Raw genomic sequence first — 13,512 nt, forward strand, 5'->3', positions numbered from 1 at the left:
CCTTAAGGGTAGCGCTGTTTATCACTGGCAGCATCCAGTGCGCGCAGGTATTCAAGCTTATCGGCAATTTTGATTTCCAGCCCGCGGGGCTCCGGATGATAGTAGCGGCGTTCAGCAATTTCTTCCGGCAGATAACTTTCACCGGCAGCGTAAGCATCCGGCTCATTATGGGCATAGCGGTACTCTGCGCCATAACCCAGATCAGCCATCAGGCTGGTAGGCGCATTACGCAAATGCACCGGCACCTCATAACCGGGGTCTTCACGGACATCCGCCTTAGCCTGATTAAACGCCATATACACCGCATTACTCTTGGGCGCGCTGGCACAGTAAATAGCTGCCTGAGCGATGGCTCGCTCCCCTTCAGCAGGGCCAACCCGCTCGAACGCATCCCAGGCCGACAACGCCACCTGCATGGCCCTTGGATCCGCATTGCCGATGTCTTCAGAGGCAATCGCCACCAGTCGGCGGGCCACATACAGTGGATCACAGCCACCATCAAGCATCCGGCAATACCAGTAAAGGGCACCGTCCGGTGAAGACCCCCTGACAGATTTATGAAAGGCAGAAATCATGTCGTAAAACAGGTCACCCTGTTTGTCATACCGGCGGGCACTGGATTTAAGCACCTCTTCGATCACCGCCTGATCCACGTGATAGCCGTCAGCCTGACGCTCCGCCAGATCAGCAGCTATCTCCAGAAGATTCAGCCCGCGGCGGCCATCGCCATCAGCCGCCTGTGCTAACTTATTAAGCGCGCCTTCACCGAAAATCAGCGGCTGCTGCGACACACCTTTATCCGGATCATTAATGGCCCGTTCCAGTAAATGCAGAATATCGCTGTCATTCAGACTGCGCAGTAAATAGACCCGCGCCCGGGATAACAATGCGTTATTCAACTCGAACGATGGGTTCTCGGTCGTTGCCCCGACAAACAGAAATGTGCCGTCTTCAATGAATGGCAGAAATGCATCCTGCTGCGATTTATTAAAGCGATGTACCTCATCCACAAACAGAATGGTTTTGCGACCGGACTGCGCCTTTACATGCTGCGCCTGATCAACCGCTGCACGAATATCCTTTACACCACTGAGTACCGCGGAAAGCGTAATAAAATGGGCATCCACATGGTGTGCCAGCAGCTTGGCCAGTGTGGTTTTTCCCACTCCCGGCGGCCCCCAGAGAATCATCGAGTGCACAGCGCCCTGCTCGAGCGCCTTACGCAGCGGTTTATCCTCGCCCAGGAGGTGCTGCTGGCCACAGTAATCGGTTAACTTCACCGGCCGCATTCTTGCTGCCAGTGGCTGATAAGCCTCGTTTTCCAGATCGCTGAACAGATCTGCCATTAATTTGCTCCGTCAATACCGTTTTCTGTGCCGTGATCGTACATCACGTCGGTACCTTCGGGAACATCAAAGCTAAACTGTGTTTCACTGATAACCGGATTCAGTTGCTGCTCAAAAAACTGCACTGAGCTGCGCTGCCCCAGAGAGTCTTCCAGCTGCAACTCTGCAATCACGCCATCAGTAAAGAGTAACCGTACCCGGGTAAAAATCTCCTGGTCACTTTTCGGCAAAAGCTCAAAGAGTTTATTCGCGCCTTCTTCATGGATCAGGCGAATTTTATAGGTTGCCTTCAGCTCATCAACCTGTCCGTTGAGGATCAGCGCCGGTACACCGGCATTCTGCTGATCAGCCTTTTTACGGGTTGCCTGCTCAAGATCAGGGTCATAAATCCAGATGTACTCGCCGTCACTGATAATCTGCTGCGGAAACGGTTCTTTCGCCAGCCAGCTGAAACGGTCAGGCTTAGCGACAACCAGCTCACCGCGTGACTGCTCCGTACGGCGGCTGTCACCGGCCACCGAAACCTGTTCAAACTCAGCGCTCAGACTGTTAAAACTGCTCAGCAGCCCCTGTAGCTCAGCGCTGGCATCTTTATTCAGATCCGCTTCCGCTGAAGCAAAGCCTACCCAGCCCGCCAGTGCCACGGCACCGGCCAGCTGTATACCGCGTTTTACAAACGTATTTAACATGTATTAATCCTTAGGCGGAGGCGGCGCCAGCACCTCACGGGCACCGTTACTGCCGGCGCTGGAAATCACGCCTGCCGCTTCCATTGTTTCTATCATTCTTGCTGCACGGTTATAACCGATTTTCAGCCGGCGCTGTACCGATGAAATAGACGCTTTACGGGTCTCTGTCACAAAGGCAACTGCTTCATCATACAAGGCATCCTGCTCATCATCACCGCCAAAGCTGCCACCACTGCTACCGCCACCTTCAACCATTTCTGACAGATCATGGATCAGGTACTCAGGGCTGCCAATCTTCTTCCAGGCTTCCACTACCCGGTGGACTTCATCATCACTGACAAACGCACCGTGCACCCGGTTCGGCAAGCTGCTGCCTGCCGGCAGATACAGCATGTCACCGTTGCCCAGCAAGTGCTCGGCGCCGCTCTGGTCAAGAATCGTCCGTGAATCAATTTTTGATGACACCTGGAAACCTATCCGGGTCGGCACGTTGGCTTTAATCAGACCGGTTATAACATCAACAGATGGTCGCTGGGTCGCCAGGATCAGGTGGATACCGGCTGCCCGCGCTTTCTGAGCGATACGGGCAATCAGTTCTTCAACTTTCTTACCCACGACCATCATCATGTCAGCAAACTCATCGATACAGACCACGATGTACGGGAAAGATTCCAGATAAGGTGCCGGCGAATCAGCAGGCAAGCCTTCTTCCTCAGGATTCCACAGAGGATCCAGCAGCGGCTCACCGCGGTCCCGGGCCTCCTGCAGCTTATCGTTAAATCCGGCAATATTACGGACGCCCATCTTAGCCATGATCCGATAGCGGCGTTCCATTTCCGCCACACACCAGCGCAAACCGCCGGCGGCTTCTTTCATATCAGTAATAACCGGTGCCAGCAGGTGCGGTATGCCTTCATAAATGGAAAGCTCAAGCATCTTGGGGTCAACCAGCATCAGACGTACTTCTTCAGGGGTAGCCTTGTACAACAGACTAAGCAGCATGGCATTAACCCCGACTGACTTACCGGAACCGGTAGTACCGGCTACCAGCAGGTGAGGCATTTTCGCCAGATTGGCAACCACCGGGTTACCGGCAATGTCGTTACCCAGACCCAGTGTCAGCTTGGACGATGCCTCAATGTAAGGCTTGGAATTAAGTACTTCACTGAGCCGCACCATCTGGCGCTCTTCATTTGGTATTTCGATGCCGATGACTGACTTACCAGCGATAACTTCAACCACCCGCACACTCATCACAGCCATGGAACGGGCCAGATCTGTCGCCAGGTTAGTGATCCGGCTGGCTTTCACACCGGGTGCAGGCTGTAACTCAAAGCGGGTAATCACCGGGCCTGGATTCACCTCTACCACTTCGGCAACAATGCCAAAGTCTTTCAGTTTGCTTTCCAACAGGCGGGACATCTGCTCCAGCTGCTCATCGGTATAACAATGACCCTGCTTCAGCTCAGGCGGGTCCATCAGATCCATTGAAGGAATCTTACGGCGGGGCTGACGGCGCTTGGTCATTGCAGCCTTATCCAAACCCAGCTCGTTATCTTTCATCGGCACGTGGGTTTCTGATAAAGGCACAATTTTTACACCCTTGCGCTGCTCGCTCTCAACATATGCCGTCTGTTGAGCGGCAGGCGCAACAGATGCTGCAGGCGCAGAGGGTACTGCTGTTTCCATCCCGACAATGGGTACAGAATCCGGATCAATCTCCGTTTCAGCTGGCGCAACCTGACGGGGTTCTGGGTTAGGCTGCGCTGCTGGCTGCACGGCTGCCTGACGGGGTGATGCCTGTTCCGGACGGTGCAGTGTATCCTGAGGCGGCACGGTCTCCCGCTGCGGCACTGCCCTCTGTAAAATATCCCCCACTGGCTGCGGCGCTTGCTCTGCCGCCGGCTGAGGCCGTTGCGACGGCGGCCGTGCATCGGCCGGGCGGCGAGGTGCCGCTGCAGGCTCTGGTCGTAAATTCAGATCCTGCTGTTGTTCGGCCCGCCGTGGCTGCTGATCAAGGGGCGCAAATAACGGATCATTAAGGTCCTCTCCCCGGGGCTGTTCCAGATTAAAGCTCGGTTCGCGGCGTCCACCTTCCTGAGCACCCGGCACTGAGTCAGTGATAGCAGAATCGTCATGTTCTGCTGAGTCACGCTGACGGGAAAACAGGGACTTCAGTTTATCCAGCGCCGACGGGCGCTCTTCAATGGCAAATTCTGACTCAGGTACTGACGTTTCCTGAACCGGCGGCTCCTCAACGATTGGCAGTGGTTTAGCAACCATTTCAGGCTGATAGGCAATCTCAGAATCGACGGCAGTATGCTCCTGAGCCACCTCTTCGCGGGCAACGTCCCGGCCTAAGACTTTATCAGTCAGATTCAGGGCAAACCGCCCCATCCCTTCAAGCACCGCTACCCAGGACACTTCAAGAAACAGGGTCAGGGCAAATAACAGCAGCGTCCAGAGAACGACGGTACCGCCCACCAGGCTGAACAGGCTGACCGTTAAATCAGAAATAGCCTGGCCGATCACCCCGCCCATACTGAACGGCAGAGCATCACCGGCATTGGATAGATGCGTTGCAGCCAGGGTCGCCAGACAACACAGGAACAGCACCAGCCCGACTAAACGCACCATCACAAACGGAATAGCATCCACCAGTGTCGCCTGCTTACGGAAGAAAAATTTTATGGCCGGATACATCAGCAGTGCAGGCACAATCCAGGCAGCAACCCCCACCATGGAAAACAGCAGATCCGCCAGCCAGGCACCGGTTTGCCCGGTAAAATTACGCGCTTCAGGCTGATAGCCTAAATGGGACCAGCCGGAGTCCCGCCTGTCATAGCCAAACATCGCTAACTGCATAAAAACAGCTAAACCGATCCAGAGTATGATGCCGCCTTCTTTCATCACCCGGGCGACAAGATCTGTAAAAGATTCGGTGCTTAACTGATTGTTTTGACTCAACGAAATTCCCTCACACACAAACATAAAACATATACCCGAAAAATAGCATAATTGCGTCCCCAGCCCCACAGCCTGTAGTAATTAATTAGCCCTTAAACAGGTGTTTTATGGCCACTGACCGAATTGATCCCGGACAATTTGTCTCTAAACGGAAAACAGGCATAATAGGCCACTGATTTTATGCCAGATTATTCGCCGGACTGATAACCGGCAGAGCGGCCTCAGGCACATGCGTTACCGTCATTGATCCGCCTGACTTCCCCCTGGCTTTTACCCAGCTATCTGAGTGGACATTCCTTATGAGTGAAGTACAACATCACCGCCTTATTATTCTTGGTTCTGGCCCGGCCGGTTACACCGCTGCAGTGTATGCTGCGCGCGCCAACCTGAACCCGGTTGTCATTACCGGTATGCAGGCCGGCGGCCAGCTGACAACCACGACCGACGTCGATAACTGGCCCGGCGATGTTGACGGCGTGCAAGGGCCTGAACTGATGCAGCGCATGCAGGCCCATGCCGAAAGATTCGATACTCAGGTACTGTTCGATCATATTCATACGACCGAGCTGACCCAGCGACCTTTCCGCCTGGTTGGCGATATGGGCGAGTACACCTGTGACGCCCTGATCATCGCCACCGGCGCATCAGCCAAATACCTCGGTCTGCCTTCAGAAGAAGCCTTCATGGGTAAAGGCGTCAGTGCCTGCGCTACCTGTGATGGTTTTTTCTACCGGGGTAAAAAAGTCGCGGTGATTGGCGGCGGCAACACTGCGGTTGAAGAAGCCCTGTATCTCTCCAACATCGCCGCAGAAGTCACCCTGATTCACCGTCGCGACAGTTTCAGCGCTGAGAAAATTCTGCAGGATAAAGTGCTCGACCGGGCGAAAAACGGCAACATTAATATCATCTGGAACAACACCCTGGATGAAGTGCTGGGCGACGATATGGGCGTGACCGGCATCCGGATTAAAAACAAACTCGATGACAGCACTCAGGAGCTGGAACTTGAGGGTGCATTTATTGCCATTGGCCACCAGCCAAATACCGGTATCTTTGAAGGTCAGCTGGATATGAAAGATGGCTACCTGACCATCAACTCAGGCACCAGCGGCAATGCCACCCAGACATCAGTACCCGGCGTTTTCGCTGCCGGCGATGTGGCCGATCACGTTTACCGCCAGGCAATCACATCTGCAGGTTTTGGCTGCATGGCCGCGCTGGACGCAGAAACCTTCCTGGATAACTGATCTTTATCAGGCTTTTTGCTATACATTAACGGCGTCTTTCAGGACGCCGTTATTTTTTAATCAGGATTAATACCCGTCACTATGATCCCCTGGCTTACCCCCGATTGCAGCTTTCCACCCATTGAAGAAGCACTGGACGACCCCAATGGCCTGCTCGCCGCAGGTGCCGACCTCAGCCCGGAAAGGCTGTTAAACGCCTACCGCCGAGGTATTTTCCCCTGGTTTGCTGATGATGAGCCTATCCTCTGGTGGTCACCCAACCCCCGCTGCGTGATGCGCCCTGAAGCCATCCACCTGTCGAAAAGCCTGCGCAAACGGATCCGCCGCGGAGGATTTGACGTCAGTTTTAATAATGACTTTGCGGCGGTCATCAACGCCTGCGCTCAGCCGAGGCCCGGCCAGCCGGAAACCTGGATCACCGAAGATATTCAGCAGGCATATTTAAACCTTCATCACCTGGGCCACGCACATTCTGTAGAAGTCCGTGAAGATGGCCAACTGATCGGCGGCCTCTACGGTATCGCCATCGGCAAGCTGTTTTTCGGTGAGTCGATGTTCAGCCGTCGCACGGATGCATCGAAAATTGCCTACGTATTTTTTGCCAAACAACTGCAAAAATGGGGCTATGCTTTAATTGACTGTCAGGTTTACAACGATCACCTGGCGAGCCTGGGAGCAGAGGTCATCCCCAGAACGGAATTTAAGCACTATCTTGATCGCTATCTGGATATACCCTGCACACATCCCTGGCAATTCGATTTGGCAACAGACGACATAGTGAGCAGCCAGTGACGAATCTCAAAACGTTACACTTCTATACTACGCCGGAGCATGAGTGCAGCTATCTGGACGGCGTTCAGGCAAAGACACTGTTTGTGGATCCCCACGAAATTATTGCCACTGACGCCTACAGCCAGCTGTCTGACCTTGGTTTTCGACGCAGCGGCAAACATATCTACCGCCCTTACTGTAACCACTGTCAGGCATGCATTTCAGTCCGCATTCCGGTACGGGAGTTTCACCGCAGCAAAAGCCAGCAGCGGATCTGGAACCGTAACAGTGATTTACTGATCAGCCAGTCAGCCCCCCGCTTTACCGACGAATACTATGATCTCTATGCCCGCTACATTGAAGCCAGACATTCCGATGGTGACATGTACCCTCCCAGCCAGAGCCAGTTCAGCACCTTTCTGGTGGAAAGCCAGCAACAGGGCTGCTTTATAGAGTTTCGCCTGCCGGACAAACAACTCATAGGCATCGCCGTCATTGATGATCTGATACAGGGGCTGTCTGCGATTTATACATTTTTTGATCCGCAACAGACCCGTCGCAGCCTCGGCAGTTATGCAATTTTATGGCAGATTGAAGAGGTACTTCGCCAGGATAAAGACTATCTTTATCTGGGGTACTGGGTACGCGATTGCCAGAAAATGTCGTACAAAACCAGCTTCCGCCCGCTGGAAATGTTGCTGCAGGGCGAGTGGCTAAACGTAGATGTATGATCCAAATCGACATATGCAAAGAATATGCAGAGAAATCTCTTTGATATACCCGATAAATGAGGCAAAATACGGCGCTTCAAATATTAGCAACCTAGGTAGGTACTGAATGTCCAAAGAAGATAGTATTGAAATGGAAGGCGTTGTCACCGACACACTGCCTAACACCATGTTTCGCGTAGAACTTGAAAACGGTCACGTTGTGACTGCACATATCTCCGGCAAAATGCGTAAAAACTACATCCGCATCCTGACTGGCGATAAGGTAAAAGTTGAGCTGACACCTTACGATCTGACCAAAGGCCGCATCACCTACCGCGCCCGCTAATTACGGTTTTCCGGCTCTGCAACTTATTAGCTAACTGCTGTTTACTGAAGCATCAATAGCTGTCCGCCAGCGCCGACCTTAATAAAAAAAACCGCTTGTTTTCACAAGCGGTTTTTTTATGCCCGGGCTTTACCGGTGCAGCAACAGCGGTTAAGCCATTGCCGCGACCACATCCAGCGCCAGTTCATTGTTATCATCAACGCTGATTTCGACCTCACCGCCCTCTTCAGACAGCTCGCCGAACAGAATCATTTCTGCCAGTGGCTTCTTGAGCTGCTCCTGAATCAGACGCTGCATCGGACGCGCCCCCATGGTTTCATCGTAGCCTTTCTCTGCCAGCCAGGTACGGGCTGCATCATCGATATTCAGCTGAACGCCCTTATCATCAAGCTGCACCTGCAGTTCAGTCAGGAACTTATCGACCACACCTTTGATAACATCCATCGGCAGAGCCTTGAACTGAATGATACCGTCGAGACGGTTACGGAACTCAGGGGTGAACATCTTCTTGATCGCTTCCATACCGTCAGTGGTATGGTCCTGATGCGTAAAGCCGATTGAGGCACGGCTCATCTGCTCAACTCCGGCATTGGTGGTCATTACCAGAATAACGTTGCGGAAATCAGCCTTGCGGCCATTGTTATCCGTCAGCGTGCCGTTATCCATTACCTGTAACAGCAGGTTGAATACTTCCGGATGAGCTTTTTCGATCTCGTCCAGCAGCAATACAGAGTGCGGCGACTTGGTAACCGCTTCCGTCAGCAGGCCACCCTGATCATAACCGACATAGCCCGGAGGCGCACCGATCAGACGGGAAACCGTATGCCGCTCCATGTACTCCGACATATCGAAGCGAATCAGTTCAATGCCCATAATACGGGCCAGCTGATTGGTTACCTCGGTTTTACCTACACCGGTCGGGCCGGAAAACAGGAATGACCCCACGGGTTTGTTCGGCTCTTTAAGGCCCGCACGGGACAGCTTGATTGCCGCAGACAGGGTATCAATTGCTTCGTCCTGACCCAGCACCACCATCTTCAGATTCTTATCCAGCTTTTTTAGCTGTTCCTTATCTGAAGCGGTGACATTATTCACCGGAATACGGGCAATTTTGGCCACCACGCTTTCCACTTCAGCCACATCAATCAGCTCGGCACGCTTCTCTTCAGGCACCAGACGCTGATAAGCACCGGCCTCATCAATCACATCGATTGCCTTGTCCGGCATATGTTTATCATTGATATAACGGTCAGCAAGCTCAGAAGCGACCCGCAGCGCATTATCGGTGTACGTGATCTCATGATGTTCTTCGAAGCGGCTGCGCAGCCCCTGCAGGATACGGTAAGTATCATCGACAGACGGCTCAAGCACATCCACCTTCTGGAAGCGGCGCGCCAGAGCACGGTCTTTTTCAAAGATGCCGCGGAATTCCTGAAAAGTGGTCGAGCCGATACAGCGTAACTGACCGGAGCTCAGCAGCGGCTTAAGCAGATTAGAGGCATCCATTGAGCCACCGGAAGCAGCACCCGCCCCGATGATGGTATGGATCTCGTCAATAAACAGGATCGCGTGGTCCAGCTTACGGATTTCATTCAGCAGACCCTTAAGGCGTTTCTCAAAATCACCGCGGTACTTGGTACCGGCCAGCAATGCGCCAAGATCAAGGGAATACACTGTGCTCTCGGATATCACTTCGGGAACAGAACCCTCGATGATCAGCTTTGCCAGGCCTTCCGCAATGGCTGTCTTACCCACCCCGGCTTCACCCACCAGCAGCGGGTTATTTTTACGGCGCCGGGAAAGGATCTGCACCACCCGCTCAACTTCATCATCACGGCCAACCAGCGGATCGATATTACCCGCTTCCGCCTCTTTATTAAGATTCACCGCATAATTGGCCAGCGGGCTCTTATCTTTCTCGGTGGAAGGGCTGGCTTCACTCAGATCATCCAGTGCGGCCGGCTCTTCTGAATCTGAAACCTTGGAAATCCCGTGGGAGATATAATTAACAATATCAATGCGCTCAATGCCCTGCTGCTGCAGCACATACACCGCCTGACTTTCCTGTTCACTGAAGATTGCCACCAGCACATTGGCGCCGGTTACTTCAGATTTACCGGAGGACTGTACATGGAACACCGCCCGCTGCAGCACACGCTGAAAACCGAGCGTGGGCTGTGTTTCAAGATCCGGGATATTGTCCGGCAGTAAAGGCGTAGTGTCCTCAATAAAAGAGGCCAGTGAGACCCTTAACTTATCAACGTCAACACCACATGCCTGTAATACAGAATGGGCCTCTGAATTATCTAACAAAGCCAGCAACAGATGCTCAACCGTCATAAATTCATGACGTTTTGCACGAGCACTATTAAAAGCCACACTCAGCGTATCTTCTAACTCTTTATTCAACATAATAATCGCTCCGCTACGCTTGCTCGACTTCACACAGCAACGGGTGCTTACTCTCCTTAGCGTACTGATTCACCTGAGTTGCTTTTGTTTCTGCGACATCCCGGGTATACACACCGCACACAGCTTTACCCTTAGTATGGACCGTTAACATAACTTGTGTGGCTTTTTCTTGATTCATAGAGAAAAAAACCATTAGTATTTCCACCACAAAGTCCATAGGGGTATAGTCATCGTTCATCAATAGTACTTGGTACATTGAAGGACGTTTTAGTTCAGGCTTTGCAACTTCTTCGACTACGCCGGTACCATGATCATGTGGATCCTGATCGTCGGCAGAACAACGGATTGTTGTTTGTAAATGACGCATATCACATTTCACAATTTTTACCAATTTTTATATCTCATAATGGGGAGTGTTGTAATGCTCGTCTAAGTCCGAAGAATGTTATAATTTTTTTTGCAGGAGGAATAATAAATTTGTTGTATCGGTAGTCCCTGCGAGACATTTTCAGAAACATGGAAGCACCTCAGCTGTAGTACATTGTATCAACAGAGGTCGTTCAGTTAACAGACCCACGGAGCTTAGGGTCGCAGTTTTAATCGGAAATTGGGGGACACCAATGTACACAGGGAAAGTCAAGTGGTTCAATAACGCCAAAGGCTTTGGATTTATTATATCGCAAGAACATGATGAAGACTTATTTGCTCACTATTCGGTAATTCTTATCGATGGCTATAAAAGCTTAAAAGCTGGCCAGGAAGTGAGCTTTGAGACGACACCGGGCCCTAAGGGTATCCACGCGATCAACATCAAACCTATTGAAGTTACGGCACTGGAAGAAGCGGAAAGTTCATAAGCAACTTCTAACCACTTCAAACGATAAAAGGCAGCTTACGCTGCCTTTTTTGTATCTCTCACACACAAACTGAACGCCCCTGCCCTCAGCCCATATGCTGAATAATCGCCTCCCCGAAACCCGAACTGGACACCTTTGTAGCCCCATCCATCAGACGCTCAAAATCATAGGTAACCGTTTTCGCAGCAATCGCACCGTCCATCCCTTTAATGATCAGGTCGGCCGCTTCAAGCCAGCCAAGATGACGCAGCATCATTTCGGCAGACAATATAATCGAGCCGGGATTGACCATATCTTTACCGGCATATTTAGGTGCTGTGCCGTGGGTCGCCTCAAAAATAGCCACGCGGTCCGATAAGTTAGCACCGGGCGCAATACCTATACCGCCCACCTCCGCAGCCAGCGCATCAGACAGATAATCACCGTTCAGATTCAGCGTGGCGACCACATCATACTCAGCCGGCCTGAGCAGTATCTGCTGTAACATCGCGTCTGCAATGACATCCTTGACGACAATTTCTCGCCCGCTGTCCGGATTCCTGAAGCTCATCCAGGGGCCGCCGTCCATCAGCTGCGCACCAAACTCATCTTTTGCCAGCTCATACCCCCATTCCTTAAAGGCACCTTCGGTAAACTTCATGATGTTACCTTTATGAACCAGTGTAAGAGACCGGCGGTCATTATCCACGCAATACTGCAACGCCTTACGCACCAGACGCTTAGTCCCCTCTTCTGATACCGGCTTAATACCGATACCGCACATCTGATCAAAACGGATTTTTGTGACGCCCATTTCCTGCTGCAGAAAGTCAATTACCTTCTGCGCTTCAGCTGTGCCCGCCTGCCACTCGATCCCGGCATAAATATCTTCAGAATTCTCCCGATAAATCACCATATCAACGTCACCGGGATTCACAACAGGACTGGGTACCCCCTGAAACCAGCGCACCGGACGCTGGCATACATACAGATCCAACTCCTGACGCAGGGCAACATTCAGAGAACGGATCCCTCCGCCGACAGGGGTCGTCAGCGGCCCTTTAATGCCCACTGCAAAATCTTTAAATGCCTGCAACGTTTCATCCGGCAACCAGGTATCCTGATCATAGACCTGCGTTGCCTTCTCGCCGGCATACACTTCCATCCAGGCTATTTTCCTGCTGCCACCGTAAGCCTGTTTTATCGCAGCATCGACCACATCAATCATGACCGGTGATACATCCATCCCGATTCCGTCGCCTTCGATATACGGAATCACCGGCCGGTCTGGCACCTGAATCAGGTTGTCACCGGTAAATGTTATTTTCTCACCCTCGGGAACACGAATATGTTGGTATGCCATAGCTTACTCCACGTATACTTACGTCCGGAAAATTCTGAGTACGGGTCAGAGCCGTCAATCCATAAGCTTCGGCACAGAAGAATACGGAATCCAGCTTCCGTCCAGTCAGATTTAAATATAGTTTTCAGGTCACCGTCCTACAAATGTCCAACGTCATACTTTTTAATAAGCCCTTTCAGGTACTCACCCAGTTTACTGACAATGAAGGACGGGCCACCCTGGCTGACTTTATCCGCCAGCCCGGTGTTTATGCCGCCGGACGCCTTGATTACGACTCTGAAGGCTTATTAATACTCACCGACGACGGTCAGTTACAGCACCAGCTTGCCAACCCCAAATTTAAGATGGCCAAAACCTACTGGGCTCAGGTCGAAGGCGAAATTGACGAAAACGCCCTGAAAAAACTGCGCGAAGGCGTAGAACTGAAGGACGGCAAAACCCGGCCAGCAAAGGCAAGACACATTAACGAACCGGATGTCTGGCCCCGTAATCCACCTATCCGTGAACGTAAAAACAAGCCGACCAGCTGGCTTGAACTGACCATCAGTGAAGGCAAAAACCGACAGGTCAGGCGCATGACCGCGGCTGTCGGCTTCCCGACACTGCGACTGATCAGAGCAAGTATTGGTGATTGGAAACTGGACTCTCTGAAGCCCGGCGAAAGCCGGTCAGAAACGGTCTTTTTACCCGCCACCACAACAGACAAACCAAATCGGCGGCCACCGGCAAAACGCAGTAACGGGGGACAAAAAACAGGGCATACCGCACATAAAAAGCCCGGCAACAGAGCCGGGCGCAGACAAACTAAAAAATAAACATTTCCGG

Annotated in this window: 12 protein-coding genes; 6 read left to right on the forward strand and 6 right to left on the reverse strand. The window is 52.2% G+C overall.

Translation table 11 applies throughout. The features are described from left to right. Nucleotides 1–2: 2 nt before the first annotated feature. The 3 genes from PCI15_RS12690 to PCI15_RS23725 are packed head-to-tail and all read right to left on the reverse strand — an operon-like array spanning nt 3 to nt 5,002. Complete coding sequence (locus PCI15_RS12690; RefSeq protein ID WP_271270333.1) at nt 3–1,346, reverse strand: replication-associated recombination protein A; 1,344 nt, start codon at nt 1,344–1,346, stop codon at nt 3–5. Then, nucleotides 1,346–2,035: an outer membrane lipoprotein periplasmic chaperone LolA gene (gene lolA / locus PCI15_RS12695; RefSeq protein WP_271270334.1), complete on the reverse strand. Its 690-nt coding sequence runs from the start codon at nt 2,033–2,035 to the stop codon at nt 1,346–1,348. The genes PCI15_RS12690 and lolA overlap by 1 nt, the downstream gene beginning before the upstream one ends. A 3-nt stretch (nt 2,036–2,038) precedes the next feature. After that, on the reverse strand, nt 2,039–5,002 hold the full coding sequence (locus PCI15_RS23725; protein ID WP_376787810.1) for a DNA translocase FtsK: 2,964 nt from the start codon (nt 5,000–5,002) through the stop codon (nt 2,039–2,041). A 299-nt stretch (nt 5,003–5,301) separates the two neighbouring features. Here PCI15_RS23725 and trxB point away from each other — a divergent pair, with 299 nt between their 5' ends. The 4 genes from trxB to infA all read left to right on the forward strand — a co-directional run bounded on the left by trxB (nt 5,302) and on the right by infA (nt 8,076). Next, nucleotides 5,302–6,249 carry a thioredoxin-disulfide reductase gene (trxB, locus tag PCI15_RS12710; RefSeq protein ID WP_271270335.1) on the forward strand — a complete coding sequence of 316 codons (948 nt, stop codon included), beginning with the start codon at nt 5,302–5,304 and terminating at the stop codon, nt 6,247–6,249. A gap of 81 nt (nt 6,250–6,330) precedes the next feature. Beyond that, nucleotides 6,331–7,041 carry a leucyl/phenylalanyl-tRNA--protein transferase gene (gene aat / locus PCI15_RS12715; RefSeq protein WP_271270336.1) on the forward strand — a complete coding sequence of 237 codons (711 nt, stop codon included), beginning with the start codon at nt 6,331–6,333 and terminating at the stop codon, nt 7,039–7,041. Further along, on the forward strand, nt 7,038–7,751 hold the full coding sequence (locus PCI15_RS12720; RefSeq protein ID WP_271270337.1) for an arginyltransferase: 714 nt from the start codon (nt 7,038–7,040) through the stop codon (nt 7,749–7,751). Before aat ends, PCI15_RS12720 begins: the two co-directional genes overlap by 4 nt. Nucleotides 7,752–7,857: 106 nt before the next feature. Beyond that, the gene (gene infA / locus PCI15_RS12725) at nt 7,858–8,076 is read left to right on the forward strand and encodes a translation initiation factor IF-1 (RefSeq protein ID WP_205656512.1); all 219 of its coding nucleotides are present in this window, start codon (nt 7,858–7,860) and stop codon (nt 8,074–8,076) included. A gap of 150 nt (nt 8,077–8,226) precedes the next feature. Here the strand turns inward: infA and clpA are convergent, their stop codons facing one another. Further along, nucleotides 8,227–10,488 carry an ATP-dependent Clp protease ATP-binding subunit ClpA gene (gene clpA / locus PCI15_RS12730; RefSeq protein ID WP_271270338.1) on the reverse strand — a complete coding sequence of 754 codons (2,262 nt, stop codon included), beginning with the start codon at nt 10,486–10,488 and terminating at the stop codon, nt 8,227–8,229. Nucleotides 10,489–10,501: 13 nt separating this feature from the next. Beyond that, entirely contained in the window at nt 10,502–10,855 is a 354-nt protein-coding gene (clpS, locus tag PCI15_RS12735) for an ATP-dependent Clp protease adapter ClpS (RefSeq protein WP_271270339.1), read from the reverse strand. Nucleotides 10,856–11,108: 253 nt separating this feature from the next. On the opposite strand from clpS, the gene PCI15_RS12740 reads away from it, so the two are divergent. Further along, nucleotides 11,109–11,345: a cold shock domain-containing protein gene (locus PCI15_RS12740; protein WP_271270340.1), complete on the forward strand. Its 237-nt coding sequence runs from the start codon at nt 11,109–11,111 to the stop codon at nt 11,343–11,345. A gap of 85 nt (nt 11,346–11,430) precedes the next feature. Here PCI15_RS12740 and icd read toward each other — a convergent pair whose 3' ends face one another. Further along, nucleotides 11,431–12,687: an NADP-dependent isocitrate dehydrogenase gene (icd, locus tag PCI15_RS12745; protein WP_271270341.1), complete on the reverse strand. Its 1,257-nt coding sequence runs from the start codon at nt 12,685–12,687 to the stop codon at nt 11,431–11,433. Between the two features lie 143 nt (nt 12,688–12,830). Here icd and PCI15_RS12750 point away from each other — a divergent pair, with 143 nt between their 5' ends. Beyond that, nucleotides 12,831–13,502 carry an rRNA large subunit pseudouridine synthase E gene (locus tag PCI15_RS12750; RefSeq protein WP_271270342.1) on the forward strand — a complete coding sequence of 224 codons (672 nt, stop codon included), beginning with the start codon at nt 12,831–12,833 and terminating at the stop codon, nt 13,500–13,502. Nucleotides 13,503–13,512: the final 10 nt, after the last annotated feature.

The sequence above is a fragment of the Aliamphritea hakodatensis genome (assembly GCF_024347195.1).
Lineage (GTDB): Bacteria > Pseudomonadota > Gammaproteobacteria > Pseudomonadales > Balneatricaceae > Amphritea > Amphritea hakodatensis.

Excerpts from the sequence above, each read along its gene's own strand:
- PCI15_RS12690 (WP_271270333.1), bottom strand. The coding sequence starts at position 1,346 with ATGGCAGATCTGTTCAGCGATCTGGAAAACGAGGCTTATCAGCCACTG.
- lolA (WP_271270334.1), bottom strand. The coding sequence starts at position 2,035 with ATGTTAAATACGTTTGTAAAACGCGGTATACAGCTGGCCGGTGCCGTG.
- trxB (WP_271270335.1), top strand. The coding sequence starts at position 5,302 with ATGAGTGAAGTACAACATCACCGCCTTATTATTCTTGGTTCTGGCCCG.
- aat (WP_271270336.1), top strand. The coding sequence starts at position 6,331 with ATGATCCCCTGGCTTACCCCCGATTGCAGCTTTCCACCCATTGAAGAA.
- infA (WP_205656512.1), top strand. The coding sequence starts at position 7,858 with ATGTCCAAAGAAGATAGTATTGAAATGGAAGGCGTTGTCACCGACACA.
- clpA (WP_271270338.1), bottom strand. The coding sequence starts at position 10,488 with ATGTTGAATAAAGAGTTAGAAGATACGCTGAGTGTGGCTTTTAATAGT.
- clpS (WP_271270339.1), bottom strand. The coding sequence starts at position 10,855 with ATGCGTCATTTACAAACAACAATCCGTTGTTCTGCCGACGATCAGGAT.
- PCI15_RS12740 (WP_271270340.1), top strand. The coding sequence starts at position 11,109 with ATGTACACAGGGAAAGTCAAGTGGTTCAATAACGCCAAAGGCTTTGGA.
- icd (WP_271270341.1), bottom strand. The coding sequence starts at position 12,687 with ATGGCATACCAACATATTCGTGTTCCCGAGGGTGAGAAAATAACATTT.
- PCI15_RS12750 (WP_271270342.1), top strand. The coding sequence starts at position 12,831 with ATGTCCAACGTCATACTTTTTAATAAGCCCTTTCAGGTACTCACCCAG.